Genomic DNA, 25461 nt, shown 5'->3' on the forward strand with positions numbered 1-25461 from the left:
GTCAGGTGGCGGCGGTGAGCGTCGCTTCCGGCTCGGCTGCACTGTCCTCGGGGTAGAAGCCATTTGCCCAACTGCGCAACTTGCGGAACCCCGCGGCTTCCGACGCGGTAAGTCCCGGAGGATCCATGTACTTCTGGTACTCCCAGATCGCGATATCGTCGGGCAGGGCAGCCTTGGCCGCATCGAGGCGCGACTGGTAGTCGCCGTGCGCCTCGTCTATCCAGTAGGTGGCGAAGATATCCGATCTTTCGTTGTCGACCGGGGTCGTGCAGATCGTGATCACCCGATAACCGTCGCGAGTGTGTTCACCGTTGAACGAGACGCCGATACCCGACCAGTAGATTTCCAGCGTGTTGGTGGTCTCCCCGGGGGTGTCGATGCCCTCGCTCCACCGCCGGCCGAACCCGACTTTCGCCGACCAGACGATGTCGTCCGCCTCTTCGCGCAGCACCGTCGGGCTGATCGGCGTCTTGTGCACGAACCGGAAATGGTGTGGATCCACGGCGTTCTCGGCGATGATCTGCGGGTGCACGTGGATGCCTGCGAATTTCTGCCGGGCTTCCGGGCCGACCGGGAAGTAGTCGCGATCGTGGATGTGGCTGCCGAGAACCTGCAGCCCGTCGGGCATCTCCCATAGCGGCGCGCGGCCGGCGGCATCGTGCCAGACATAGATCGCTTCATTCTTCTCGACCACCGGCCACGAACGCACCTTGCGCCCCCGGTTGGGCCGATTCTCGTAGGGAATCCGGACGTTGCGGCCCTGGCCGTTCCACACCCAACCGTGGAATGGGCATTGGATGCCGTCCTCGACGACGCAACCGCCCTTGGACAGGTTCGCGCCGAGATGCTGGCAGTGCGCATCGAGCACGTGCACCGCACCCTGCAGGTCCCGGAAGGCGACGAGGTCGACCCCGAAATAGTGCAGGCCGATCACATCGCCCTGGGCGATATCAGCGCCCCAGCCGACCTGAAACCAACCGGTCGGCTGCATGCTGGGCAAGCCTTTCACGTTCACGTTCACTCCTTCGACATGTCGTATGACGGACTCGTCGGACCGATTGACGCCGGGGCTGACTTCAACAGACGACGGGTTAGTAGACGAAATGACAACGGCTTTTTGATGTTCTTCACAGGATAGCGGGAATAGCGTTCCCAAACAATATGGATGATAATCTGGGAACAGAATTCCCACCAGATCGGAGCGGTCGCATGATCGACGATGGACGCCAATCGGAACGAGACGCCATCATGCGCGCCGCATACCGGTTGATCGGTCACAATGCGAGCACGACGACGTCGATCGAAAACATCCTGAAAGCGGCACGCGTCAACCGGCGCACGTTCTATCGGCACTTCGCGTCGAAAGACGACCTGATCATCGCCATGCAGGCGTGGTCCGGCGAGCTGGTCCTGGAGCGGTTGCACGACGCCATCAACGCCGCGGAGAGTCCGGCGGCCGCGGTGGCTGCATGGATCGACCAATACCTGAGCATCGGGTGGGACGAGGCACAATTTCGCGATGCGCTGGCCTTCCTGTCCGCGGACGTCGCCAGCACTCCGGGGATCGCGGCCGCGCTGGAAGCCACGTACGCGCGGCACCGCGAGCCACTGGCCGAGGCGCTGGCCGCCGGTCTCGCCGACGGGACTCTGCCCAACGCACGCCCCGAACTGGACGCCTTCACCATTCACGCCGTGGCCGTACGCCATCTCGAGACCCGCATCCGTGGCCGCCTCGACTCGGACTTCACCGAGGTCCGGGACGCGGTGGTGGGCCTGGTGCTGACGGGCCTGGCCGCACCCGCTTACTACCTGAAGTCGGAACCGCCGTCCACATTCAGATCAGCGCCCGTCGTATAGGTGTTCCGCTGCGATCCCAGCATCGTGATCATCGGCGCGATCTCCTCGGGCAGACCCGCCCGGCCGAGCTGGCCCAGCGCATCGCCGAACATCTCCTCCAGAATCGTGGCGACATCCACGGGGTCCGCCGGATCCAGACCGCGCGCGGCAATTTCCGTGGCGACATAATCACGAATCTGCGCGGTCAGGAAGGTGCCCGGCGACACCGTGTTGACCAGGATCTCTTCCTTGGCCAGGGTCTGCGAGAGGTTTTTCGTCAAGCTGGTCAACGCGGCCTTACCTGCCGTGTAGGCGATCAATCGAGGCGACTGGCGCTGGACCGAGTGCGCGGAGACGTTGACGATCCGCGCCCATTCGGCTTTGCGCAGCAACGGCAGCGCTGCCCGGCACGCGCGGACCGCACCCATGGTTATCAGATCGAACGCCTCATCCCATTTCCAATCGTCGAGCGCATCGAACTCGCCGACGATCGTCGCGCCAGCGCCGACGGTGTTCACCAGCACGTTCAACGATCCCCAGCGGTCGGCGAGATCACCGAAAGCGGCGGTGACACTGTCGGGGTCCGACACGTCGGTCACGATTCCGAGAGCATCGGGACTACCGGCGTCGCGCAATGACGCCACCACTTCGTCGAACGCGCTGCGCGTACGCGCCAGCACGGCCACCCGGGCGCCGTCGCGCGCGTAGCACTCGGCCGTCGCACGGCCCATTCCTGCCGTGCCGCCGGTGATCGCGACCGTCGCACCCTGTAGTCCCAGATCCATTGACATCCTCTCGCCCCGCTCATCAGGTCGCCGAATCGCTGGCTATCGGCTGCTTTGAGCGCTACTGTCGGACCGTATAGGGAATGGCGTTCCCGGACAAGGGCGCGTTTCCTGGGAACACTATTCTCAATGGCGCGGCGTCAACGCCGTGGTCACGGCACAGCTCGGCGCAAAACCCTCGACGTGAGGATCTCGATGGACAGATCCAATCCCCACCTCCAGACGTTCCAGGAGCGCGGATTCCCCCACGCGGACTACCCCACCGGGTGGTTCCAGGTGGGGTGGTCTGACGCATTCGCCCGAGGCCAGGTCGTCGCCGAAACCTATTTCGGGCAGGACCTCGTCCTGTACCGCACAGATCCCGACGACGCCAACGCCGCCGGTCGGATCGTCGCCCTGGACGCCTACTGCCCTCATATGGGAGCGCACCTCGCCTATGGCGGCTCGGTGGAAGGCGACTGCCTGCGGTGTCCGTACCACGGATGGTCGTGGGATGACGCGGGTCGGAACGCCGAGATTCCCTATGGCGAACGAGGATCGGTCAACGCGAGTACGCGCAGTTGGCCGGTGCGTGAGGTGAGCGGGATCGTGTTCCTCTGGCACGCAGCCGACGGGTCGGCACCGAGTTGGGATCCTCCGCGAATGCCGGAGGCCGACGCGGCCGACTTCTATCGGCCGTACCCGTGGGCAACTCACCGGGAGCCGATGCACATGCATCCCCAGTTCGCCGCCGAGAACTTCCCGGATCTGGCCCACATGCGGTATGTCCATCGCTGGGCGGAAATCCCCGAGATCTCACTCTGGCAGGAAGATGGCCCGGTACTGCAGGTCGACTACGACGGCCTGGTCACCACACCGAAAGGTCCGGTTCGGGTCGCCACCGCCAATACCGCCTACGGCGTCGGACTCAACGTCAATCGTGTGCTGCACGGCCTGCGATCTACGACGCTGGGGGCCTTCACCCCCATCGACCAGACCCGCAGCGAGGGCTTCATCACCGTGTGGGTGGCCAAGCGCGACAAGGACTCCACCGAACCCGACGGCTTGGCACGCGGTATCGCCGCAGCCAATACGCGGGAACTGTTCGGGCCCGACGCCGACCGCCGCGTATGGGAACACCAGCGCTACCGCGAGCACCCATTGGCGGTGGGCTACGAAGCCCGGTACACCCGCGCATTTCGCACCTGGACACGCCAGTTCTATCCAGAGCCGGCACTGATTTCGACGGGGAGCTCATGACATCTACTACAACGTCACCACAACGGTTGGCGCCCGCACGCACCGCGGTGGTCTGCATCGAGTGCCAGAATGGTGTATTGGGAGCCGATTCGATCCTGCCGGCGCTGGCGGCGGACGCCGCGCCCACGCTGGCCGGGATCGAACAGCTGCTGACACTTGCCCGCTCGGCGGGCGTCCTCGTCGTGCACGCCCCCTACCTGGGCAGCCTCGGCGGGCCCGGGACCACTCCCCTGATGCGTTCCACTGCGCGGGCGACCGCCGACTGGACACCCGGCCATCCCGCGACAGAGATCTTGCCGTCCCTGCTCGATCCCACCGATCTGATCGTGGGGCGCCACCACGGCGCATCACCCACCTGGGGCACCGAACTGCTGCCGATCCTGCACACCAGGAACATCGACACGCTGATCTTCGCCGGGGTGTCACTCAACGTCGCCATTCCCCTAGCGGTGGGACAGGCGGCACACGAAGGGTTCCATGTCGTGGTCGCCCGCGAAGCCGTCGTCGGCACTCCGGCCGAGTACGGCCAACTCGTGCTGCGCAACACCATCGCGATGCTCGCCCGCGTGGTCGACATCGCCGATCTGGCCGCGGCATGGGACGGCAATCAACCCGAATGACCCACCTACAACGAAAGGTCGCTCGACGATGACGATCTCCGGTGACGCCTACGAACAGTTCATCCGCGGCTGGTACGACCTGTGGAACCAACAGGACAAACACGGCTGGCTGGCGCACTGGAAGGCCACCGCGCCGGGCGAACCCACCCTGGAGGACCCCGTCGGCACGCCCGTCAAGCGGGGCTGGGATCTGGCCGAGGAGTTGTGGGACCGCACCGGACCGAACCATCCCGCGGTCCGCATCGAACAGCTGATCCTCGGCGGCGCCGAGGCCGTGGTGGTCTGCCACAACGAGGGCACGTATCGGGGTGAGACCCTGATCATCCCCAGCGTGGACGTCTGGCGGCTGAACCCCGACGGCAGCAGCGCTGTACGCAGCTTCTGGGAGATCCCCGACCACATCCCGTACGGCAAGTGGACGGCCCGCACCGGCAGCGCGGCGGCGCACTGACCCTCCTGAACCGTTGCTGTGCAACAACTCCCACAAGATCCAGGAGAACCACCGTGGAGGAGATATGCGGCGAATGCGGGTTCGACGAATCTGCGACGCCGCCTCGAGCAGTCGCGGCGGCGTTGATGGCGCAGACGGACACCATCGGTGACACGATCGGAGCCACCCCCCACGACGCGCTCCGACGCCGCCCCGCTCCCGGGGTGTGGTCCCCGCAGGAGTATCTGGGTCATCTGCGGGAGTCGATGGCCTTTCACCGCTGGCTGATCGAACAGGCACTCGCCGAGCCCGACCCGCTCATTCCGATGGTCGACCCCGACGCATCCGTGGCCAACGCGCACTACAACGACGACGACACCGCCGAGCTGCTGGCCCAGTTCGATCGGCGGATCGGGCGCCTTGCCGCATTGCTTGCCGGGCTGGACGACGCCGCGGCGAAGCAGACGCTGACCCTGGGCGAGCGGCAAATCACGGTGGCGCTCATCGCCCGCAGCGCCTGGCACGAATGCCACCACCATCACGGCGACATGCGCCGCGCGTTGACAGGAGCTGACCGATGACGGGCACACCGCGATCTTCCGAAAGGCCGGTGGCCTTCATCACCGGTGCCAGCCGCGGCATGGGGGCAGCAACCGCGATCGCCCTGGCCGAGGCCGGATTCGATGTGGCCATCACGGCCAGGACCGTCCGCGAGGGAGACGGGCGGCAGGAAGCGCCGTGGGCCGGGACCGTCGACAACCGGGTACTGCCGGGGAGTCTGGAGCAGGTCGCGCTGCGCGTCGAGAAGTCCGGAGCACAAGCACTTCCGGTGGCGATGGATCTCCTCGATCGTGATGCCGTCGGCAATGCCGCCGATCTGACGCTGGACACCTTCGGCCGAATCGACCTGCTCGTCAACATCGGTGTCTATCAAGGCCCCGGCGCGATGGACTACTTCCTGGACACGCCGATCGAGCTCTTCGACCGTAGCCTGCAGGCCGACGTGGTGGCGCCGGCGATTCTGCTGCAGAAGTTCCTGCCCGTCATGCTCGCGCAGGGCGGCGGCACCGTGATGAACATGACGTCCTATGTGGTGGTCAATGATCCGGTGGCGGCCGGCCCCGTGCACGGCTGGAGCGTGGCCTACGCCGCCGCCAAAGCCGGGATCGACCGGTTCGGCAGCGTCCTCAACGTCGAACTGGGCGAACGTGGGATCACGGTGTTGACGGTCGACCCGGGTTTCGTCAGTTACGGTGCAGCACTCGACGAGCAGCGTCGCAACTACCCCGAGGCGCCGGTGTCACCGCCCGAGGCAATAGGTGCGGCGATCGCCTGGCTGGCCACGACACCGCAGGCCCGGCAGTTGCGCGACAAGCGGATCTACCTGCCCGGTCTCACACAGAAGCGCGGTCTGCTGCCCGGCTGGGACGGCCCCGGCAGTGTCTACCAACCACAAGGAGCGAACACCGATGTCAACCCGTGATCGGATAGATCAGCAACTCGGCGCCGTGCCCACCACCATCGCGCGTAGCCATATCGAAGACGTCACGACAAGGTTCATGGCGACCTATGCCGTCCGCGACGTCGACACCCGCATCTCGCTGTTCGCCGACGACGCCGTCTTCGAGGATCCGGCCGGGCTACGGTTCGCCGGCAACGCGGTCGAACTCAAGGGGTTCTTCACCGCCATCGCCGAGGGTTTCACCATCACCTTCACCCACGAGCAACTGATCGTCACCGGCGACGAGGCGCTGCAGATCGCCAATGTCCGGGTACAGGAAGGCGATTCCGAGCCGGCACACCTGCACCTGTTCCTGCACTTCGTGTTCAACCCCGACGGACTGATCACCTCGCTGCGGACCTTCTTCGACCAAGGATGCGTGTCCTGAGTGCAAGCACAATCACCGGTCAACGTCGGCCTGTATTTCGACCTGCGCAATCCCCCGCAGTGGCGGCGCGACCCCGCCCGCGTGCACTCATTCGCTCTGGAGATGTGCGAGGAAGCCGAACATCTTGGCGCCCATTCGATCTGGCTGACCGAGCACCATCTGTTCGATGACGAATACATGGCGTCACCACTGACCTTCGCCGCCGCGGTGGCCGCCCGCACCACACGCGTCCGCATCGGCACCGCGATCGTGATCGCGCCCCTGCACCACCCCGCCGAGATCGCCGAACAGGCAGCGATGGTGGACCTGATCTCCGGCGGCAGGCTCGACCTCGGCCTGGGCGCCGGCTACCGCGTTCCCGAGTATGAGCTGTTCGGCCGGAGCATCGAACGCAAATACGGGCAGACCGACGACAGTGTGCGGGAGATCCGCCGGCTGTGGGGACCCGGCGGGGTGACCCCTCGGCCCGTGCAGCAGCGGCCGCCGATCTGGATGGGGTATCAGGGTCCACAGGGCGCCCGCCGGGCCGGGCTGTTGGGTGAGAGTCTGCTGTCTGCCGAATACCGCCTGTGGGAGCCTTACCGGGCCGGCCTGATCGAGGGCGGCCACGACCCGGCGATCGGACGCATGGCCGGGGGCATCCAGGGCTGGGTCAGTGACGACCCGGAGAGTGACTGGCCGACGGTGTCCAAACACCTTTCCCACCAGCTTGATTCGTACAACAAGCATGCTGTTGAGGGCACCGGGCGCCCGACCCCCGACCCGGTCGACCCGGAGCGGCTCCGTGGCCGCGACGCCAAGCGGCAGAACTACTTCTGGTGCGAGACACCCGAATCGATGGCGGCGCGGGTGCGGTCGATGATCGGCGACTCACCCACCGAGACGGTCTTCTTCTGGGTGTCACTCGGCGGGATGGGCGAAGACTTGGCGCTACGTCATCTACAGACCATCTGCACGAAGCTCGCCCCGTTACTCGGCACGGCCGCAGATGTGGCACAGAAAGGTTGAAAACCCCATGGACACCAGCGAACTCGAGACACGAGTCTCCGTCGCCCACTTGATGGCCCGCTACCAGTTCCTGGCCGACTCGGGCCGGATCAATCAGCTGTCCCAGCTGTTCGCCGCCGATGCGGTCATGGAGACCAACAACGGCACCTACGTCGGGCCTGACGGGATCCGCGGCTTCTTCGCCAGCGTCAAGGACACGTTCATCGCGGCCGGCTTCACGCCGGCACGCCACTATCTCAGCTCGATCTACGTCGAGCCGACCTCGGCCCGCACGGCAACCACCTATGCCTGCTTCCAGTTCGTCGGCACCAGAGGCCTCGACCACTGGGGCACCTACACCGACGAGGTGGCCCTCGACGACGGCACCTGGCGTTTCACCCGGCGCCGCGCGTTCGTCGAGGGGTGTGTTCCGGGCTCACCGGCCGAGACGTTGCTCGGCATCACCTCGAAGTGCTGACTACACCACGTGAATACCTGACCCCATATACCGATATTTATTTAACGGTATAGACTGACCCCGTACACCGGGCAATCCGCCCGCTCGACCGACCATATTGGGAGACACATGGCCGCAACGACCTCCCGCGCAGCGATCGTGGCCGCTGCCCGCACACCGATCGGAACGTCACGCAGAGGCACGCTGGCCAACATGCCCGCGATCGAACTCGCCAAGCCGGTGATCGCCGCGGTCGTGGAACGGTCCGGGTTGTACGCCGCGGACTTCGACGACCTGGTGCTTGCCGAAAGCCTGCAGGGCGGCGGCGACAGTGCCCGCTACGTCGCGGTGGATCTGGGCCTGACCAACATTCCCGGCCTCGCCGTCAACCGCCAGTGCGCGTCCAGCTTGTCGGCCATCGCCGTCGGAGCCGGGCAGATCGCGGCGGGCATGAGCCGGGCGATCCTGGCCGGCGGAATGGAATCTTGTTCCACCACACCGATGTTGCGCAAGCGCAAGCCGTTCACCACCGGCAAGTCCGCGGAGGATTACGAGGACCCGTGGTTCCCGTTCTCGCATCCGCCCACCGAGGACGCCCCCGCCCTGGACATGTCGATCACGGTCGCGCACAACTGCGCCGTGCAGTACGGCATCACCCGTGAGGCACAGGACGAGTGGGCTCTGCGCAGTCACCAACGTGCGGTGAAGGCCATCGATTCCGGGTCCTTCGTCGACGAGATCGTGCCGATCCGGGTGCCGCAGGCCGACGGCACCTCCATCACCTTCGCCGAAGACGAGCATCCGCGCCGTGACAGCTCCCTGGAGACGCTCGCGGGCCTGAAGGTGCTGCATCCGGAGATCGCCGGCTTCACCGTGACCGCGGGTAATTCTTCGGGCGTCAACGACGCTGCCGCGGCGGTCGCGCTGACCAGTCCCGATACCTCGGGCGAAGTGCTGGCGCACGTGCTGTCCTGGTCGGCGGTCGGCGTGGCGCCGAACCGCACCGGCAGTGGACCGATCACCGCCATCCCCAAGGCGCTCGAACTGGCCGGCCGCAAGCTGGAGGACGTGGCGCTGTTCGAGATCAACGAGGCGTTCGCCGCGCAGGCGGTGGCATGCGCCCGCGAGCTCCGCCTCGATGAGGAGATCGTCAACGTGTACGGGTCGGGCATCAGCCTGGGCCACCCGATCGCGGCGACCGGGGCCCGGATGGTGACCTCGGCGATCTACGAGCTGCGCAGGCGCGGCGGAGGTATCGGCGTGCTGTCCATGTGTGCAGGCGGCGGCATGGGTGCTGCCATGGTTATCGAGGTGAGCTGACGTGACGACACTGATCACCGAAGGACTGTTCCGGGTCGACGGCGACCGCGCGGTGTTGTTGGCATCGCGTCGGCGTTCGACCGGAGTGGTGAAGTTCCCCGCCGAGCGGCCCGAGCTCTTCGACGGCGCCCCTGAGATCCAGGAGGACATCGAACCCATCGAGTTGTCCACCGAGGGAACGCTGTACACCTACACCACACAGGAGTTCGTGCCACCGCTGCCGTACAAGGGCAACCGGTCCCCCGACGTGTTCAAGCCGTACGTGGTGGGTTTCGTCGAACTGGCCGAGGGCGTGCTGGTGGAGACGCTCATCGTCGGCGTGCAGCCGGCTGACGTACGGATCGGGCAGCGCCTGGTGTCGACGACCACCACCCTGGAGACGGCCGACGGACAATCGCTGGTGACCTTCGCCTTCCGCCCGGCCAGGGAGGACTAAGGTCGCCTAGGTGACGGACCTGGGCACCCCGACGTTCGGGCCGGCGTTCGGGCTTCACCCCCTGCACGGCGTACACGAGCCCACGACCGGCAACCCGCCGCGTCGCCGCCGGTCCGTGCGTCGTACGACGTCGATCGACATGACGCGCGACGAAGGCTCGCTGGATCCGGTGTACCTGAGCGGGCGGGCCCGCGATATCTTGACCGGCACCGACGGCACGGTCACCGAACTCGGTAGGGCCGGTTTGACGGCCACCATCGAATTGGTGGCCCGCGTCGTGCGGCATGTCGAGGTGACACCTGCGGTGGCCGCCGTGGCCCACCTGTCGGGTGCACCGGCGATGAGTGGATTCCGCGCAGCCGCCGACAAGGCCGCCCCGGAGCTGAGACAGTCCCGCGACCTGCGCTACACGCTGCTCGACGACGTTCCGGTCGCCACGCTGATCTCGGGCCACGCATTGTCCGCGTCCGGCCTGCTCGGCGACGTCGGGAAGTCCGGGTATCTACCGGTGGCCGACCAGTGCGCGGGGTTCGCCACCGGCGGACTGCTGATGACCTCGTTCGAGGCCGGCGATCCCGCCGTGGTGACCGGTCCGGAAGCTCCCGACCTCGATCACGGCGACGATCCTCATGCCTGGCACGAGGTTTCACAGTTGCCGCGGTATGGCATGCGCCGGCGGCGCCGCATCGACGTATTCGAGGAGACGCCCGAGCAGATCGGAATTGACGCGATATTCCGCGACACCTATGTGCGCGGTGACGACGTCGAAACGATCATCCACGAATACACACTCGCCGCCACCGTCGACGCCAAGACCCGGGTGATCATCGACTCACACGCCACACCGCGCGTGCTGCCCTGGCAGGAATGTCCCGGCGCGGTCGCCAGTACCGAGCGGATCACCGGAATGACGTTGTCCGAACTGCACTTCCGGGTGCGCCAGGAGTTGTTCGGGACCAGCACCTGCACGCACCTCAACGATCTGCTGCGCAGCGTGGCCGACGCCGAGGCGCTGATGACGCGGTTGTGAGCCTCACTCCTCGATGGAGATGGCGCCTTCGGGGCAGTTCCGCTCTGCGTGGCGAGCCGATTCTTCTGCCCCCTCGGGCACGGTGCCGTCGCCGATGACCTGGCCGTAGCCCTGGTCGTCATCGACGAAGATGTCGGGCGCATCGACATAGCACAGGCCATGACCCGTGCAGACATCCGGATTAATGGACACCTTCATCAGGCACCCGGATTCCCGACGGTCAGGTGCAGGGAGTCGAGACCGGTGGTGCCGCGCGGCCAGTGCACACGCGGCGTGGTGCCGGGCGTGATGTGGTACTCCGGGATGCGCTTGTGCCACTCCTCGTAGACGAGGTTCATCTCCAGCCGGGCCAGGTGCGAGCCGAGGCAGCGGTGCACACCCATGCCGAAGCTGATATGCCGGTTCTCGGGCCGGTGGAAGTCGATGTTCCACGCATCCTTGAACAGCTCCTCGTCCCGGTTGGCTGTCGCGAGGTAGCCACTGATCCGCGTTCCCTCCGGCAGCGTCTGGCCGCCCAGCGTGGTTTCTTCGGCCGTGACCCGCGGCAGGAACGGAGCCGGCGGGTCCAGCCGCAGCAGTTCCTCGGTGGCCGCGGGAACCAGCGAGAGGTCCCCGGCCAACTCACGGCGCCGGTCTGGGTTCTGGGCGAGCCGCTGAATGCCGAATCCCAGTGCGTCCATGACCGTGTCGAGGCCCGCGAGGACGAACAGGAAGCACAGACCGATGGCCTCCTCATCGCTGAGTGCGTCGGGAGGTCCGATGTTGAGGACCTGGCTCAACACGTCATCTCCCGGTACGCCACGGCGTTTCTGGATGAGCTCGGACAGGTACATGAACAGCTCGGCTGCCTTCTGCATGCCCTCCTGCGCAGCCTCGTCCACCGCGGTTGCCCCGCCGGCGGCCGTCAACCCCAGCACGGCGTTCTTCCACTCCACGAACTGATCGCGCATGTCCAGCGGAAGCCCGAACAACGTCAGGAACACCTGAACCGGATAGACCCCGGCGACTTCGGCGATGAAATCGCACTGACCCTTGGCGGCGATGGGCTCGACGAGGTCGATGACCTGCTGGCGAAGTTCGTCCTCCAGCGGCTTGATCACCCGCGGGCTGAAGAAGGGCTGCAGTATGCGGCGATAGCGTGTCTGCTCCGGTGGGTCGAAAGCAATGGGCACCAACGGAACCGGACTTCCCAGGACGTCGAAGGCCTTCTGCGACGAAAAGATCGACGGGTTCTTCAGGACTGTCTCGACGATGTCGCGCCCGGTGGCGGCGTACCCGTCGTCCACCAGCGCCAACGGGCACTCACTCAGCGTTCGCCACGCGTCGTCCCGAGCCTCGGGCATGGGCAATTCTTCGATCGAAATCCGCTGTACTGCTTCGCTTGTCATATCGAGCCTCGATTCTTGTGACACCGGTGCGGCGGGTGGGCGACGGTCAGGGGACCAGGGATTTCGGCGGTAGGAAGGCCAGCCGGATCGGACCCACCACTTCGAAGAGCCATCCGAACAAGGGGTGGGCTCTGATCCACGCGATTCAGCCTTTCACGAAGACAACAATTTTCAAATTCTGTTGTTCGGACTATAGGCTAGAGATCTTGTAGTGTTCTCGTCAATGGTGAGTGCAGAGCGGCAGGATGCCGGCGAGCGGAACACACACTGGGGCACCAATGTGCCGACCAGCGACGATGAAGCACGCGAGAGATTGCTGGACGCCGCCGACGCCTGCTACGCCGAACGAGGTGTGGCGCGGACTCGGATCGACCACATTGCCCAGGTGGCCGGCGTGCACCGGACGACGGTGTACTCCTATTTCCCGTCGAAGAGCGCGATCATTTCGGCATCGTTCGTGCGATCGGCCCGCTCGGTCCTCACCGCGGCGAAGGCCAACTTCCACACCGACGAGCCATTCACCGAGCAACTGATCAAGGCCACGCTGCACGGACTACAGGGGACCCGAAACTCGCCGGCGATGGCGTTGCTGCTGCGCCCCGGTGAGTCGGCCGGACTGACCATGCACGCCGCGATGGCATCAGAGGAATGGCACGCCTTGGCCGGGGAGACCCTGGGCCCACCGTTGGCCCAGGCCGTGGCCGACGGTCACGTGCGCGCCGACGTGCCGATCGAGGCGATCCTGCGGTGGATATGGCGGGTCAGCTTCAGCCTGGCGACCGAGCCCGGTGCACCGCACGACGGCGGCGATGAAGGTGTGCTGCGCAACTTCCTGATCGCGTCCGTGATCGCGCCGCCGCCTGGGCCACCGAATCGCAACTGACAGGACAGGATCCGAGCTACAGGGCCACGCCGCCGCAACCCCTCAGCGACGAACCATCGGCACGATCATCTCGGCGACCACTGCGATCATCTCGTCGCGATCGACGGCAACCGTCTGCCGGTGCAGGGTGTACCAGGCCTGGTCCAGGAGCCCGGTGACGGCGACGCCGATGACCTCCGGTGAGTGTGCGCCGTCCCCGGCGATGGCCTGGCCCAGCTTCCAGGACACCCGCGTCACCATCCGGTTGCGCGAGGCGCGGAACTCATCGTCGTCGGGCGCCGAGTAGGCCGAGGCCATCACGAACGCGCCGTGCCGATCCATGAAGTCGAAGTAGTGGCCGACCCACTCGCGGACGTCAGCCGGACCGAACGGCGCGGCGGCCTCGGACCACTCGGCGACGACCGCGAGGACCTCTCGGTAGCTGTTCTGGCCGAGGACGTTGAAGATCTCGCGCTTGTCCTTGAAGTAGGTGTAGAAACCGGCCCGCGATATGCCACAGGCCTCGGTGATCGCGTTGATCGGCGTACCCGAGTAGCCGCGTTCCAGGAACAGCCGGCGGCTGGCGTCCAGGATTGCCGAACGCGTCCGCTCTCCACGACTGCTGTCGGTCAGATCATTCGATCGGGCATCGGATATCACCGTCATGCCAGGAATCTATATGACACCACCGTCAAGTGCAATCACCGCTGGCAAGAGCAGTTTGACGCCCATTTAACAAGCACACTTGACATATACGTCAAGTTGCGCAAAGCTCGGTTCAAGCCCAAGAAGCAAGCAGTGAGAGGCACAGCGATGACACAGTCCACCGATCAGTTCACAGACGCGCCGATCTTCGATGCCGACCAGCACATGTACGAGACACCCGACGCGCTGCTGAAGTTCCTGCCGGAGAAGTACAAGTCGAAGGTGCAGTTCGTCAAGATCGGCCGACACACCCGGATCGCGATCCTGAACAAGATCACCGACTACATGCCGAATCCGACGTTCGAGCGGGTCGCCGCTCCGGGAGCGCACGAGAAGTTCTACTCCGGCCAGAACCCCGAGGGACTGTCGATGCGCGAGATGTCTGGGCGTGGCATCGACTGCCCGCCGGGTGCGCGCAACCCCGAGGACCGCATCGCCGAGCTCAACGGCCAAGGCGTCGACGCGTGCTTGAACTACCCCACCCTGGCCAATCTGGTCGAGCACTCCTCAGCCGAGGATCCCGAGTTGACCGCCGCGATCATCCACGCCCTCAACCAGTGGATGCTCGAACACTGGGGCTTCAACCACGCCGACCGGATCTACTCCACCCCCGTCCTCACCCTGGGCATCCTCGACGAAGCTCGCCGCGAACTCGACTACATCCTGGAGAACGGGGCCAAGGTCGCCCTGATCAAACCGGCCCCGGTCAAGGGCTACAAGGGTTGGCGCTCACCGGCGCTGCCGGAGTTCGATCCGTTCTGGCGCGATGTCGAGGCCGCTGGTCTGCCGATCGTGCTGCACGCCAGCCAACCGCCGCTGCAGGAATACATCGAGATGTGGGAACCGGCCGATACCAGCAGCGCATTCGAGATGTCGGCGTTCAAGTGGACCGCCCTCGGACACCGCGAGATTGCTGACATGCTGACCAGCCTAATCTGCCACGGCACCCTGTCCCGGTTCCCGAACTTGCGGATCGCCAGCGTCGAGAACGGAAGTGCTTGGATCAAGCCACTCTTCGACGATCTAGCGTCGACCTATGGCAAGATGCCGCAGAACTTCCCGGAACACCCGCACGACGTGTTCCGCCGCAACTGCTGGGTCAGTCCGTTCTGGGAGGGCTCGGTGGCCGACGTCGTCGAGACGGTCGGCTGGGACAAGGTGATGTTCGGTTCCGACTGGCCCCACCCAGAGGGCCTGGCCACTCCGAAGGGTTACTTCAAGTACGCCGAGGGCATGGACGTTCGCCGCACCTATGACTTCATGGGTGACAATGCGCGCCGCTTCATGGGCCTGCCGATCGCCAACCCCGACCCCGACGCCATCAAGCCGCCCGCGCTGGCCAACGCCTAAGGCAAAATTCCGGCGCTAGGTCTGGGGACCGTCACCGGCCGCGAGTCGCTACGCGGCCGGTGTACGGGGCGAGGTCGACGACCGACAGGATGCCGGGCCGAGCCGCGCAGACGGCGGGGATGGCGTTGACGACGTGATTGGCACAGGCCAGGCGACCGCCGAGGGCACCGGCGTGACGGCCGTCGAACACCATCTGGACGTCGAAGTCGGGCTTGCCCCGGACGATGACCCGATACACGCCGTTGTCGCCGAGTTGGGGACGATCCCATTGCGGCGCAGCGCTTTCGTGGCCGAAGTTCACGTGCTCGGCGACCACGAGAGGTGCGCCGTCGACGATCGCCTGGATCTGGAACCGGATCGCGCCGACGGTTCCGGCAGGTACGACGCCGGCGGCCATCTCGAAGTCTTCGTTCGTGACCCAGACGTCGCGTTGCAGCTGCAGTCGCTCAGGTTCGGCCCCGAGCTGGCGGGTAAGCCAGAGGACGGCGGCACCCCACAGCGTGTCGTAGGAAACCGGTCCACCGGGAACGAACATCGCGCCCACGTAATCGGCGGGCTTGCCAAACCCCATGACGTCGAAGATGAATCGACGGTCCGGGTAATTCCCGTAGTTGAAGTACTCGGTGGTCAGGACCGATTCGATGTTCGAGCAGATGGACAACATCGTGATCGGGAACTGGGTGGTGATGAAGCCGGGTTCGATGCCGGTGGTGAAGAAGCTGGCCTGGCCACGTTCGGCGGCACGCTCCACCGTCGTCACCACTGACGGGTTGACCGAAGACGGGTCCACGAGCCCACTCAGCACCAGCGTGGAGACGTTCACACCCCGCTCGAGGAACGCTGAAATCTGTTGGACGGCTTCATCTTCACGACCCATTGTCGGTGCGAAATAACCCAGGGCGTCCACATCGAGCGCGAGGAGTCCGGCGAGGTCGTCGGTGGCCTGCACCCCGACCGGAGGTAGACCGACAAGCTCCCCGGCGTCACGGCCAAGTTTGTCCGGCGTATGGGCGAGCAGGCCGACCAACTCGAGGTCGGGGTGTCCGATTACCGACCGGAGCCCGTGTTCACCGATGGTTCCTGTTCCGCAGTGGATTACGCGCCGTCGTCGTCCGGTCATGGCGCCGTCCAGTACGCACAGGGCCGCAGCGGCCACACCAGGTCCATCAGCAGTACCTCCTCGAAGAGTGCTGTGTTGGAGCCACCGCCCGGTGACCTGCGCGAGCACACACAGCGCGATCTACCTATGGCGTCATCTCTGCAGGCAGCCCGGCCGCCTGACGGATGTGGGCGAACGCGTCGACCATCGCGCGGGTCACCTCGTGTGGATCGTCGAACGTCGCGTCGTCCGCGAGTACCGAGATGTTGAGCTTGCCCACATAGCTCCAGACGGTGATGTTGACTCCCACGCCGAAGGTGAGCGGCCCGACTGACAAGAACTCCTCGATCGGCGCGCCATCGATCCGCGCCGGTTGCTGCGGCCCCGGCACGTTCGACACCGGAACATTGATCAGCCTGTTGGGAGAATCACTGATCGCGATGCGGCGAAACATCCACTCCGTCAGTGCAGGTGGAGCGTAGCTGGCCCACCGGCTGACAAGTTCGGGACCGAGCAGCGCAGTGTTCTCCTTGCCGATCATCGCGCCGATCCGGGACAGGCGCACCCACTCGAGCGGATCGGAGACGTGCGTCGGAAGCGACACCAGCACCGTTCCCAGCGCGTTGCCCGAGATCCGCTCCGGTGACGTATCGATGCTCATCGGCACGCCACACAGCAGGGGCTCGTCGGCATGTCCGTCGTACTTCAGCAGCAGAGTGCGAAGGGCACCCGTGCTGATCGCAAGCACCATGTCGTTGATCGTGACACCTAGATGCTTGCCGGTCGCCTTGACGTCGTCGAGCTCGAGCGTGGCGCTGGCGAAGGTGCGTCCAGGTGACACGACGTGGTTCAGAAAGGTCGCCGGGGGGTGAAAGTTGCGAGCAAGCCCGGGTGTGGACGTGGACTTGCGGCGCACCCGCCGTACCCCTTTGGCCGTGTCCCACACTAGGCGAGGAAGCTCCTTGAGATGGTCGACGTGATTGCGCATCGCGTACCGGATCAGTTGCGCATCCGAGGGGATGGGGTCCGCGCGATAGTCGTCTCGCTCGGATTGCGGGGCGTTCGGAAGATCCGTTCCACGCGCCAACAGATTCGCTGAGGCGACGCCGTCAGCCAGGGCGTGGTGGACCTTGCCGATAATGGCGAACCGATTGTCCGCCATGCCCTCGACGAAGTGGAACTCCCACAGCGGCCGGCTGCGATCCAGCGGAGTCCCTGCCACCTCACCGATCGCCGCATCGAGTTCCCGGCGACCACCGGGCGGGCTGATCGTCATGCGCCGGACATGATAGTCGAGGTCGACGTCGCAGTTCTCCAACCACATCGCGCGATGGAACCGGCCTGGAATCTCGACCAATTGATACCGCAGCGGCTCGAGCAGGTGAAGCCGCCGTGCCAACGTCTGGCGGAAGCGGTCGAATCCGAACCCCTCACAGTCCGATGCGTCGATCACCGCCACCTTGAGGGTGTGCTGGTGCAAGTTGGGAGTCTCGTTGTACAGCAGGACCGCGTCCCAGCCGCCAAGCCTCTTCACCACTCCTCCAGCATCCGCATCGGAATCAGGATATTCCGGTACCCACCGTGCGCGCTGGATAACATCTAAATGTCTAACGACTTCTATTCAGGGGGCCAGGTGAATCCATCCGACATCGAGCAGTCGGCCATTACCAAGTGGGATCCAGAACTGACCGAACGGCTGATGGGTTTGATCCGGCCGATCATCAAGGGCTGGCACCGCGCTGAGGTGCGTGGACTCGACGATTTCCCGCCCGGCGGCGCGCTGGTGGTCGCGAACCACTCGGGCGGGTTGTTCGCGATGGACGTGCCGGTCTTCGCCACCGATTTCTACGCCAAGTTCGGCTACGGCCGGGGCGTCTACACGCTCAGCCACGACATCCTCTTCTTGGGGCCGACGGGCGACTTCTTGAAGCGGACCGGTTTCATTCCGGCCAGCCACCAGAACGCCGACGAGGCCTTACGCGCCGGTGGTGTCGTCGTGGTCTTTCCCGGCGGCGACTACGACGTCTACCGGCCGACGACAGCGGAGAACACGATCGACTTCGGCGGCCGCACCGGCTATGTACGCGTTGCCCTGAATGCCCGCGTGCCGATCGTGCCGTCGGTATCGACCGGCGGCCAGGAGAACCAGTTGTTCCTCACCCGTGGCGAGTGGTTGGCGAAGGCGACGCGGCTGGACAAACTTCTTCGGGTCAAGATACTGCCGATCTCCTTCGGTTTCCCGTTCGGTGTGAGCGCAGTGCTTCCGGTCAATCTGCCGCTGCCGACCAAGATTGTTACGCACGTGCTGCCACCCATCGACGTGGTCGCAGAGTTCGGCGAGGACCCAGATGTAGACGAGGTCGACGCCCACGTCCGGCACGTCATGCAACAAGCCCTCGACGCGCTCGCCACCGAACGTCGCTTCCCTGTGATCGGTTGAGCCGCCGATGACCCTCCTCGAACGACTGAATCAGACAGCCGGCCTGCTGGTCACCCTGGCTCGCGCGGGTGTGCTGGCCCCGATGCGGCCCGATCGTTATGTGCGCATGGCAGCGGCGGTCCGGCGCGAGGGGATGAGCGCCGCAACGGGGTTCGCGATCGCCGCCCAACGGTGCCCCGACCGTTGCGCTCTGATCGACGAACTCGGAACGCTGACCTGGCGTGAACTCGATCAGCGCAGCGACGCGTTGGCCGCGGCGTTGCAGGGTCTGCCCGACGATGTCAACGTCATCGGGATCATGGCCCGCAACCACCGCGGGTTCGTCGAGTCACTCATCGCCGCCAACAGGATCGGCGCGGACGTACTGCTGCTGAACACGTCGTTCGCCGGGCCGGCACTGGCCGAGGTGCTGGCCCGCGAGGAAGTGGACGTCGTCATCTACGACGAGGAATTCGCTCCGTCCATCTCCCGGGCACTCAAGGACCGCCCACAGGCGGCCCAGATCGTGGCATGGACGGACGATCCCGGCGCACACGCAACCAACGTCGCCGGACTGATCGAAGCGCACCTCGGTCAACGTCCCGCTCCGTCCGAACGCACCTCGAAGCTCATCCTGCTGACCTCGGGTACCACCGGATCTCCCAAGGGCGCCAAGCATGCTGGTGGCGGTGCCGACGCGTTGAAGTCGATTCTCGACCGCACTCCGTGGCGGGCCGAGGAGACCACCGTCATCGTCGCGCCCATGTTCCACGCTTGGGGCTTCGGACAATTGGCGTTCGCGGCTCTGATGGCGTGCACCATCGTGACCCGCCGCAAGTTCGACCCCGAGGCCACCCTGGCCCTCGTCGACGAACACCGCGCCACCGGACTGTGCGTCGTGCCGGTCATGTTCGACCGGATCGTCGACCTGCCCGATGACGTTCTCGCCCGCTATAGCGGCCGCTCACTGCGCTTTGCGGCCGCCTCGGGTTCACGGATGCGCCCCGACGTCGTCATCAAGTTCATGGATCGGTTCGGTGACGTCATCTACAACAACTACAACGCCACCGAGGCGGGCATGATTGCGACGGCAACACCTGAGGACCTGCGTTCGGCGCCCGACACCGCCGGCAGGCCCGCCGGGGGAACCGACATCCGCATCCTCGATAGCGAGTTTCGCGGACAACCCACCGGAGAAGTCGGCACGATCTATGTGCGCAACTCCACTCAGTTCGACGGCTACACCTCCGGGGCCACCAAGGACTTTCACGACGGCTACATGTCCTCTGGCGACGTCGGCTACCTCGATGCGGCCGGGCGGTTGTTCGTGGTCGGCCGTGACGATGAGATGATCGTCTCCGGCGGTGAGAACGTCTATCCGATCGAGGTGGAGAAGACGCTTGCTGCCCACCCCGACGTCGCGGAGGCCGCGGTGCTGGGCGTCGACGACGCGCAGTACGGCCAGCGCCTCACGGCGTTCGTCGTCCTGACCGATGCAGCGTCCGCGACGCCCGACACGCTCAAGGCGCACGTCCGGGAAAACCTGGCGAACTACAAGGTGCCCCGCGAACTCCTGGTACTCAACGAACTGCCCCGCGGCAGCACGGGCAAGATCGTCCGTGCCGAACTTCGAGCCGTTCTCGAACGGAACGCGACCAAGGACTCAAATCAGGACTAGCCCACCCTCGGTCGGTTCGAAGTTGAAGAACGTCGACACGGCGAAGTCGCCTAAGGCCAGCAGAATCTGGTCGAACAATCCCAGTGGAGTGCTCGGTACCGGCACAGCGGTCGCCGTCGCGCTGCCCGCGCGAGTCGGAATCTGGATGGTTGCGCCCGCCGCAGCGTAGCTGCCCTCGTCGGTTCCCGCGAACATGTCGTTGGCCCAGCCCGCGATCAGACTTTTGGCCGCCTCGACATTCTCGGTCAGCGGATTTCCCGTGACGACGTTGGCAATGAATTGGACGATCGGATTCCCGCCCTGCATCGTGTCGACGTGTGAACCACCGGCCAGTTGGAACCCGTTGAATGCGTGGGGTCGCTGAGCCGCCAACGCGTCGCTGACGGCACCATACCCGCTCAAGAAGGAGCCGGCCGACGACAAGTTGTACACCGGCAGCGTCGCCGGTAGGTCGCCCAACGCGAGGAAGTCGCGGTCGTTGGAGACTCCGTCGAGCAGCACGATGCCGGCCACGTCGGCGATCGTGCCGTCGTCCATGGCACCCGCCGCGCCGACGACGGCCTGGGCGCCGTAGGAGTGACCCATCAGCACGACGCGCTGCCCCAGGGCCACGTCGTAGTTGAGGGCCTGGCTCGCGCTGTCCGTCAGTGCGTCCCGGTCACCGACGAACAATCGGGCGATGGCCTGCTGCATCGGGACTCCGGCGAGCCAAAACGCATCCGGCGCAAAGAAGTTCGATGTCAGCGACGGGGCGACGACGATGCTGTGTGTCTCCTCGGCCAGCGCCGCAAGGGTGTAGCTGTAGGACCTCGCGTTGGTGATGAAGCCGTGCTGGAAGTAGATCAAGCGCTCCAGGTCGGCATTCTCGGGCACGTACCAGTCGGCAGGCACCTCGCGGCCGGGCGCAATCTCCAGCGCGGACGTACGCAGGGTCACCGTGCTGCCAGGCGGCAGCTGCGGAGGACCCTGGAACAGATGGAACCCGATCGTGAAGATGTTGAAGAAGACCGTGCCGAGCAGATCGAGTACCGACGGCGGGTTCGCAAAGGCCGCAGAAGTGTTCGGCGCGGCTGCCATCGCGATCATCGTGGCCGTGGTCGGCGCCGCACCGGGCTCTGGAACAGGGTCTTCGGCGACCGCGAGCGACACGGCTGCCGGCTCCTCGGTGAGGGTAGCAGCGGGCTCGGTCGCGGATTGAGCGGGGTCAGCGCTCGACGGGTTCTTGGTGACGGCCGCCGGGTGTTCCCCCGAGGCTGGCACGGCCTCGGGCTCCTCGCGGACGGTCCGGGCCACAGCGGCTGAGCGCCTGTCGGGACGGTCGACCGTGGGCTGCGACGGTTCGTCGGCGGACTCCGGCTCGACCGGTTCCTCGGTGGTCACGTCCTCGTCGGCGGGCTCCGATTCCGGCTCGGACTCGACCGCTCCGGAACCCTGCGCCGGCGTCGTCGTGTCGCCGAGTTGGTGAGCCGACGCGGACCCGGGCGTCGGCAGCTTGTCCGGGTCGGAATTCTCGGCGGTATCCGAGGGCTTCGAGAGCTTCGACGACTCAGACGACTCCGAGGACTTCGGCGTGTTCGATCCCGAGTCCGAACCGGGCTCGGGGCCAGCCGCCGCGACGCCGGCACCCGCGAGCACGACTAGCCACATTCCGACGGCCAGCATTGCCGCGATCAGCCAGACGAAGGATCGGTATGCCATGCTGCCACTCTTCGGCGTTGGGGAAGGTGGGATCACGGTACCGACGACGCGACGGTCATTTCACCGGTTCGGCGGAACCCAGCAATTCGGCTGAGGGTTGAACTGATCAGTCGCTGGCGGGCAACGGCTTGGCCTCCTTGAGCGTCAGCGCCGTGGTCCCGACAGTCAGCGTCCCCGCACCCGCCTTGGTGACGAGGACTTCGGCATCGGTCGCGTCGACATAGCGCTTGCCCATCGCATTGCCGTCGGCGAACGCCGGGTCCGGCGTGGCACCGTCAGGGCGGGCGGCATCCAGCGGCAGCATCGGCTGACCGCCGCACCGCAGATCGTCGAGACTCTCACTGGACTTGACGACGATGACCTGGGTGTCGCACACCTGGCTCTGCAGTCGAGTTCCGTTCTTGAACATGTTGTGTCCCTTCACTTATCGGCGTTTGCGTCGCGGAGGTTTTCGATGATCTCGCGGCGCAGGAGCTTTCCGGTGGCGTTGGTCGGCAACTCGTCGCAGAAGACGACGCGGTCCGGCGTGCGTGATCCTCGCAAGAACTTGCGGACGTGTTCACGTAATTCGTCGGCATCCGGATCGACACCTGCAGCCGGGACGACCACGGCGACAATAGCCTGGCCCCACTGCGGATCCTCAACCCCCACCACGGCAACCTGGTGCACGTGCGGATGCTCGACGAGGACATCCTCCAGTTCGGCCGGCGCGATGTTCTCCCCACCACGGATGATGGTGTCGTCAGAGCGCCCGGTGATGAACAGGTAGCCCGCGTCGTCGAGCATCGCGATGTCCTTGGTGGGAAACCAGCCCTGCTCGTCCAGCATCGACCCGATGCCGGTGTACTTGCCGGAAACCTGCTCACCCCGCACGAAGAGTTCGCCCACCTCGCCCGGCCCGAGCACACTGCCGTCATCGCCCCGGATCTGCACCTCGATGCCCGGCACCGGCTGGCCGACCGAGCCCAGCCGCTTGGCCGCGGCTTCGTCGGGATTGCCGTGCGCGGTGCGGTGGTCTTCGGGAGTCAGAACCGCGATAGTGGAGCTGGTCTCGGTCAGACCGTAGGCGTTGACGAAGCCGACGTGTGGCAGCAGCTGAAGCGCTTTGCGCACCAACGGAAGGCCGACTTTCGACCCGCCGTAAGCCAGGTTGCGCAGGGTCGGCAGTTCCACCGGCTCCTGCTCAAGGGCCGTGACGATCCGGTCGAGCATGGTGGGCACCACGGTCGCGGTGGTGACTTTTTCGTCGGCAACCAGCCGCACCCAGTCGCGGGCGTCGAAATTGGCCAGGTAGACCATCTTGCGACCGGCGTACAGGTTCGACATCGCCGCATTGACCCCGGCGATGTGATACGGCGGCACACAGATCAACGCCGCGTCGGTGTCGTCAGCCGAATCGAATTCGACCGTTCCGGTGATGTAGCTGGTCAGGTTTGCGTGGGACAGCTCGACGGCCTTCGGCTTCGAGGTGGTGCCCGAGGTGAACAGAACGATCGCGACGGCCTCGGGATCGGCGAACTCCGCGGCCGGTTCCGCGGTGGGCGCCGCGGCCAGGAATTCCTCGGAACTCAGTACGCGCTTGCCTGCGTCACCGATCATCTCGCGATAGCGCTCGTCGACGATCACCAGCGGGTCGGGCAGCCGCCCGATCAGCTCCTGGACACCTTCGGCACTCAGCCGGTAGTTGATCGGCGTGTATGCCCTGCCCGCGCGCGCCGACGCGAAAATCAGCAACGGCTGCATGACGCCGCCCGACCCGACATACACCACGTGCTCGGCATCCGAGGCGGCGATCACACCCGCGCCGCCGTCGGCCAGCTCGCTGAGTTCGGCGGTGGTCAACCGGTTAGGGCCATCTACCAGCGCAATCCGCTCAGGATGGCCCGACACCGCCATTTCCAACAACAACGAAATGCTCAACGCCCTCAGCTTTCACCCGCAACTTCATCAGCCAGTCCACCGCAATGGAACGGTGAGGCGATTCTAGACCCGAGCCCTAGAATCAGCTATATGGTTATAGAGTTAGCGCACTTGAGTCAAAGCACACCCCAGGAGAACAATGAGTAGCACGCCCGAGATCGCCATCATCGGCGTCGGACTCCACCCGTTCGGGCGGTACGAGGATCGCTCGGCACTGGAAATGGGTGCCGTCGCGATCAGCAGGGCGCTGCAGGACGCCGGTGTGGCCTGGTCCGACGTGGGCAGCCTATATGCGGGCAGCCTGGAGGTGAACAACCCCGAGGCGGTCACCGGCCTGGCCGGCATGACCGGGCTGCCGGCGCGGGCAACGCTGAGCGGCTGCGCCACCGGGAACTCCCTGCTCACCCTCGCCGCCCGCGACGTGCAACTCGGCGAGGCCGATATCGCGGTCGGCGTCGGCTTGGACAAGCATCCGCGAGGCGCCTTCGGCGCCGACCCCTCGGTGTCCGGGCTGCCGCAGTGGTACGGGGATCAGGGCATGTTCCTGACCACGCACTACTTCGGCACCAAGATCATGCGATACATGCACGATCACGGCATCAGCGAGGAGACGCTGGCCAGGGTCGCCGCCAAGAACTTCGAAAACGGTGCGCTGGCGCCGCACGCGTGGCGCCGCAAGCCGATGAGCATCGAGGCGATCCTCAATTCGCCGGTCGTGAATGCACCACTGCGCCAGTACATGTACTGCAACCCCAACGAGGGCGCCGCCGCAGTGGTGGTGTGCCGCGCGGACAAGGCCAAGCAGTACACCGACACTCCCATCTACCTGCGTTCGACGGCACTGCGCAGCCGGCGCGAAGGCGCGTACGAACTGCTGCGGACGTCGATCGAACTGCCCATCGTGCCCGGCACCACGGCCGAGGCGGCCGCGGCGGCATACGAACTGGCCGGCATCGGTCCCGAGGACGTCGACGTCGCACAGCTGCAGGACACCGATTCCGGCTCGGAGATCATCCACATGGCCGAGACCGGCCTGTGCAAGCACGGCGAGCAGGAGGCTCTGCTGGCCGACGGTGCCACCAAGATCGGCGGTCGCCTGCCCGTCAACACCGACGGCGGCTTGCTGGCCAATGGCGAGCCGGTCGGCGCATCGGGCCTGCGCCAGGTCTACGAGCTGGTGCAGCAATTGCGCGGCACCGCTGGCGATCGTCAGGTACCCGATGACCCGCGAGTCGGCCTGGCTCAGCTGTACGGGGCGCCCGGGACAGCCGCGGTCGCGATTCTGTCCAAGTAACCGCCAGCGGGAGGAAAGT

At 65.6% G+C, this 25461-nt stretch carries 27 protein-coding genes; 17 read left to right on the forward strand and 10 right to left on the reverse strand.

What is annotated here, in order from left to right; all coding sequences use genetic code 11:
• Position 1: 1 nt before the first annotated feature.
• Entirely contained in the window at positions 2-1009 is a 1008-nt protein-coding gene (locus G6N31_RS09805) for an aromatic ring-hydroxylating dioxygenase subunit alpha (protein WP_098003134.1), read from the reverse strand.
• A gap of 200 nt (positions 1010-1209) precedes the next feature.
• Between G6N31_RS09805 and G6N31_RS09810 the strand changes: the two genes are divergently transcribed.
• Positions 1210-1857, forward strand: coding sequence for a TetR/AcrR family transcriptional regulator (locus G6N31_RS09810; RefSeq protein ID WP_098003055.1), 648 nt, complete (start codon positions 1210-1212; stop codon positions 1855-1857).
• On the opposite strand, the gene G6N31_RS09815 is transcribed toward G6N31_RS09810, so the two are convergent.
• Positions 1806-2621 (reverse strand): SDR family NAD(P)-dependent oxidoreductase, encoded by an 816-nt coding sequence (locus tag G6N31_RS09815; RefSeq protein ID WP_098003054.1) that lies wholly within the window; start codon positions 2619-2621, stop codon positions 1806-1808. The genes G6N31_RS09810 and G6N31_RS09815 overlap by 52 nt on opposite strands.
• Positions 2622-2816: 195 nt before the next feature.
• Between G6N31_RS09815 and G6N31_RS09820 the strand changes: the two genes are divergently transcribed.
• From G6N31_RS09820 to G6N31_RS09870, 11 genes are all read left to right on the forward strand, one after another.
• Positions 2817-3860 carry a Rieske 2Fe-2S domain-containing protein gene (locus G6N31_RS09820; protein ID WP_163722127.1) on the forward strand — a complete coding sequence of 348 codons (1044 nt, stop codon included), beginning with the start codon at positions 2817-2819 and terminating at the stop codon, positions 3858-3860.
• A gap of 77 nt (positions 3861-3937) precedes the next feature.
• Positions 3938-4480, forward strand: a complete 543-nt coding sequence (locus G6N31_RS09825; RefSeq protein ID WP_234815263.1) for an isochorismatase family protein — start codon at positions 3938-3940, stop codon at positions 4478-4480.
• Between the two features lie 28 nt (positions 4481-4508).
• Positions 4509-4931, forward strand: coding sequence for a nuclear transport factor 2 family protein (locus G6N31_RS09830; protein WP_098003050.1), 423 nt, complete (start codon positions 4509-4511; stop codon positions 4929-4931).
• A 53-nt stretch (positions 4932-4984) separates the two neighbouring features.
• Positions 4985-5491, forward strand: a complete 507-nt coding sequence (locus G6N31_RS09835; protein ID WP_098003049.1) for a DinB family protein — start codon at positions 4985-4987, stop codon at positions 5489-5491.
• Complete coding sequence (locus G6N31_RS09840) at positions 5488-6393, forward strand: SDR family NAD(P)-dependent oxidoreductase (protein WP_098003048.1); 906 nt, start codon at positions 5488-5490, stop codon at positions 6391-6393. Before G6N31_RS09835 ends, G6N31_RS09840 begins: the two co-directional genes overlap by 4 nt.
• Positions 6380-6799: a nuclear transport factor 2 family protein gene (locus G6N31_RS09845; RefSeq protein WP_098003047.1), complete on the forward strand. Its 420-nt coding sequence runs from the start codon at positions 6380-6382 to the stop codon at positions 6797-6799. Before G6N31_RS09840 ends, G6N31_RS09845 begins: the two co-directional genes overlap by 14 nt.
• Positions 6800-7807, forward strand: a complete 1008-nt coding sequence (locus G6N31_RS09850) for an LLM class flavin-dependent oxidoreductase (RefSeq protein WP_234815262.1) — start codon at positions 6800-6802, stop codon at positions 7805-7807.
• 7 nt (positions 7808-7814) lie between these two features.
• Positions 7815-8264 (forward strand): nuclear transport factor 2 family protein, encoded by a 450-nt coding sequence (locus G6N31_RS09855; protein ID WP_098003046.1) that lies wholly within the window; start codon positions 7815-7817, stop codon positions 8262-8264.
• A gap of 108 nt (positions 8265-8372) precedes the next feature.
• Positions 8373-9563: a thiolase family protein gene (locus G6N31_RS09860; RefSeq protein ID WP_098003045.1), complete on the forward strand. Its 1191-nt coding sequence runs from the start codon at positions 8373-8375 to the stop codon at positions 9561-9563.
• Between the two features lies 1 nt (position 9564).
• The gene (locus G6N31_RS09865; RefSeq protein ID WP_098003044.1) at positions 9565-9999 is read left to right on the forward strand and encodes a Zn-ribbon domain-containing OB-fold protein; all 435 of its coding nucleotides are present in this window, start codon (positions 9565-9567) and stop codon (positions 9997-9999) included.
• Positions 10000-10009: 10 nt separating this feature from the next.
• Positions 10010-11029, forward strand: a complete 1020-nt coding sequence (locus G6N31_RS09870) for a DUF2889 domain-containing protein (protein ID WP_098003043.1) — start codon at positions 10010-10012, stop codon at positions 11027-11029.
• 3 nt (positions 11030-11032) lie between these two features.
• Here the strand turns inward: G6N31_RS09870 and G6N31_RS09875 are convergent, their stop codons facing one another.
• Both G6N31_RS09875 and G6N31_RS09880 read right to left on the reverse strand, forming a co-directional pair.
• Positions 11033-11227, reverse strand: coding sequence for a ferredoxin (locus tag G6N31_RS09875; protein WP_098003041.1), 195 nt, complete (start codon positions 11225-11227; stop codon positions 11033-11035).
• Positions 11227-12372, reverse strand: coding sequence for a cytochrome P450 (locus tag G6N31_RS09880; RefSeq protein WP_234815261.1), 1146 nt, complete (start codon positions 12370-12372; stop codon positions 11227-11229). Before G6N31_RS09880 ends, G6N31_RS09875 begins: the two co-directional genes overlap by 1 nt.
• A gap of 268 nt (positions 12373-12640) precedes the next feature.
• On the opposite strand from G6N31_RS09880, the gene G6N31_RS09885 reads away from it, so the two are divergent.
• Positions 12641-13300 (forward strand): TetR/AcrR family transcriptional regulator, encoded by a 660-nt coding sequence (locus G6N31_RS09885; protein ID WP_098003039.1) that lies wholly within the window; start codon positions 12641-12643, stop codon positions 13298-13300.
• Positions 13301-13342: 42 nt separating this feature from the next.
• Here the strand turns inward: G6N31_RS09885 and G6N31_RS09890 are convergent, their stop codons facing one another.
• Complete coding sequence (locus tag G6N31_RS09890) at positions 13343-13945, reverse strand: TetR/AcrR family transcriptional regulator (RefSeq protein WP_098003038.1); 603 nt, start codon at positions 13943-13945, stop codon at positions 13343-13345.
• Positions 13946-14092: 147 nt separating this feature from the next.
• Between G6N31_RS09890 and G6N31_RS09895 the strand changes: the two genes are divergently transcribed.
• On the forward strand, positions 14093-15334 hold the full coding sequence (locus tag G6N31_RS09895; protein ID WP_098003037.1) for an amidohydrolase family protein: 1242 nt from the start codon (positions 14093-14095) through the stop codon (positions 15332-15334).
• A gap of 31 nt (positions 15335-15365) precedes the next feature.
• Here the strand turns inward: G6N31_RS09895 and G6N31_RS09900 are convergent, their stop codons facing one another.
• Complete coding sequence (locus G6N31_RS09900; RefSeq protein ID WP_133117677.1) at positions 15366-16490, reverse strand: NAD(P)H-dependent amine dehydrogenase family protein; 1125 nt, start codon at positions 16488-16490, stop codon at positions 15366-15368.
• Positions 16491-16578: 88 nt separating this feature from the next.
• The gene (locus G6N31_RS09905; RefSeq protein ID WP_098003132.1) at positions 16579-17967 is read right to left on the reverse strand and encodes a WS/DGAT/MGAT family O-acyltransferase; all 1389 of its coding nucleotides are present in this window, start codon (positions 17965-17967) and stop codon (positions 16579-16581) included.
• Positions 17968-18036: 69 nt separating this feature from the next.
• On the opposite strand from G6N31_RS09905, the gene G6N31_RS09910 reads away from it, so the two are divergent.
• A complete protein-coding gene (locus tag G6N31_RS09910) occupies positions 18037-18873 on the forward strand; it encodes a 1-acyl-sn-glycerol-3-phosphate acyltransferase (protein WP_098003035.1) in 837 nt (278 codons plus the stop codon).
• A 7-nt stretch (positions 18874-18880) separates the two neighbouring features.
• On the forward strand, positions 18881-20530 hold the full coding sequence (gene fadD12 / locus G6N31_RS09915; RefSeq protein ID WP_098003034.1) for an acyl-CoA ligase FadD12: 1650 nt from the start codon (positions 18881-18883) through the stop codon (positions 20528-20530).
• Here the strand turns inward: fadD12 and G6N31_RS09920 are convergent.
• The 3 genes from G6N31_RS09920 to G6N31_RS09930 all read right to left on the reverse strand — a co-directional run bounded on the left by G6N31_RS09920 (position 20516) and on the right by G6N31_RS09930 (position 24148).
• Positions 20516-22228, reverse strand: a complete 1713-nt coding sequence (locus G6N31_RS09920; protein WP_098003033.1) for an alpha/beta fold hydrolase — start codon at positions 22226-22228, stop codon at positions 20516-20518. The two genes, fadD12 and G6N31_RS09920, sit on opposite strands and share 15 nt — an antisense overlap.
• A 106-nt stretch (positions 22229-22334) precedes the next feature.
• The gene (locus tag G6N31_RS09925; RefSeq protein ID WP_098003131.1) at positions 22335-22637 is read right to left on the reverse strand and encodes a hypothetical protein; all 303 of its coding nucleotides are present in this window, start codon (positions 22635-22637) and stop codon (positions 22335-22337) included.
• An 11-nt stretch (positions 22638-22648) separates the two neighbouring features.
• On the reverse strand, positions 22649-24148 hold the full coding sequence (locus G6N31_RS09930) for a class I adenylate-forming enzyme family protein (protein WP_098003032.1): 1500 nt from the start codon (positions 24146-24148) through the stop codon (positions 22649-22651).
• A gap of 139 nt (positions 24149-24287) precedes the next feature.
• Here G6N31_RS09930 and G6N31_RS09935 point away from each other — a divergent pair, with 139 nt between their 5' ends.
• A complete protein-coding gene (locus tag G6N31_RS09935) occupies positions 24288-25442 on the forward strand; it encodes a thiolase family protein (RefSeq protein WP_098003030.1) in 1155 nt (384 codons plus the stop codon).
• The last annotated feature ends 19 nt before the right edge of the window (positions 25443-25461 follow it).

This window comes from Mycolicibacterium duvalii, assembly GCF_010726645.1.
Lineage (GTDB): Bacteria > Actinomycetota > Actinomycetes > Mycobacteriales > Mycobacteriaceae > Mycobacterium > Mycobacterium duvalii.

Excerpts from the sequence above, each read along its gene's own strand:
- G6N31_RS09810 (WP_098003055.1), top strand. The coding sequence starts at position 1,210 with ATGATCGACGATGGACGCCAATCGGAACGAGACGCCATCATGCGCGCC.
- G6N31_RS09815 (WP_098003054.1), bottom strand. The coding sequence starts at position 2,621 with ATGGATCTGGGACTACAGGGTGCGACGGTCGCGATCACCGGCGGCACG.
- G6N31_RS09820 (WP_163722127.1), top strand. The coding sequence starts at position 2,817 with ATGGACAGATCCAATCCCCACCTCCAGACGTTCCAGGAGCGCGGATTC.
- G6N31_RS09830 (WP_098003050.1), top strand. The coding sequence starts at position 4,509 with ATGACGATCTCCGGTGACGCCTACGAACAGTTCATCCGCGGCTGGTAC.
- G6N31_RS09840 (WP_098003048.1), top strand. The coding sequence starts at position 5,488 with ATGACGGGCACACCGCGATCTTCCGAAAGGCCGGTGGCCTTCATCACC.
- G6N31_RS09845 (WP_098003047.1), top strand. The coding sequence starts at position 6,380 with ATGTCAACCCGTGATCGGATAGATCAGCAACTCGGCGCCGTGCCCACC.
- G6N31_RS09855 (WP_098003046.1), top strand. The coding sequence starts at position 7,815 with ATGGACACCAGCGAACTCGAGACACGAGTCTCCGTCGCCCACTTGATG.
- G6N31_RS09860 (WP_098003045.1), top strand. The coding sequence starts at position 8,373 with ATGGCCGCAACGACCTCCCGCGCAGCGATCGTGGCCGCTGCCCGCACA.
- G6N31_RS09875 (WP_098003041.1), bottom strand. The coding sequence starts at position 11,227 with ATGAAGGTGTCCATTAATCCGGATGTCTGCACGGGTCATGGCCTGTGC.
- G6N31_RS09880 (WP_234815261.1), bottom strand. The coding sequence starts at position 12,372 with ATGCCCGAGGCTCGGGACGACGCGTGGCGAACGCTGAGTGAGTGCCCG.
- G6N31_RS09885 (WP_098003039.1), top strand. The coding sequence starts at position 12,641 with ATGGTGAGTGCAGAGCGGCAGGATGCCGGCGAGCGGAACACACACTGG.
- G6N31_RS09890 (WP_098003038.1), bottom strand. The coding sequence starts at position 13,945 with ATGACGGTGATATCCGATGCCCGATCGAATGATCTGACCGACAGCAGT.
- G6N31_RS09895 (WP_098003037.1), top strand. The coding sequence starts at position 14,093 with ATGACACAGTCCACCGATCAGTTCACAGACGCGCCGATCTTCGATGCC.
- G6N31_RS09910 (WP_098003035.1), top strand. The coding sequence starts at position 18,037 with ATGTCTAACGACTTCTATTCAGGGGGCCAGGTGAATCCATCCGACATC.
- fadD12 (WP_098003034.1), top strand. The coding sequence starts at position 18,881 with ATGACCCTCCTCGAACGACTGAATCAGACAGCCGGCCTGCTGGTCACC.
- G6N31_RS09920 (WP_098003033.1), bottom strand. The coding sequence starts at position 22,228 with ATGGCATACCGATCCTTCGTCTGGCTGATCGCGGCAATGCTGGCCGTC.
- G6N31_RS09925 (WP_098003131.1), bottom strand. The coding sequence starts at position 22,637 with ATGTTCAAGAACGGAACTCGACTGCAGAGCCAGGTGTGCGACACCCAG.
- G6N31_RS09935 (WP_098003030.1), top strand. The coding sequence starts at position 24,288 with ATGAGTAGCACGCCCGAGATCGCCATCATCGGCGTCGGACTCCACCCG.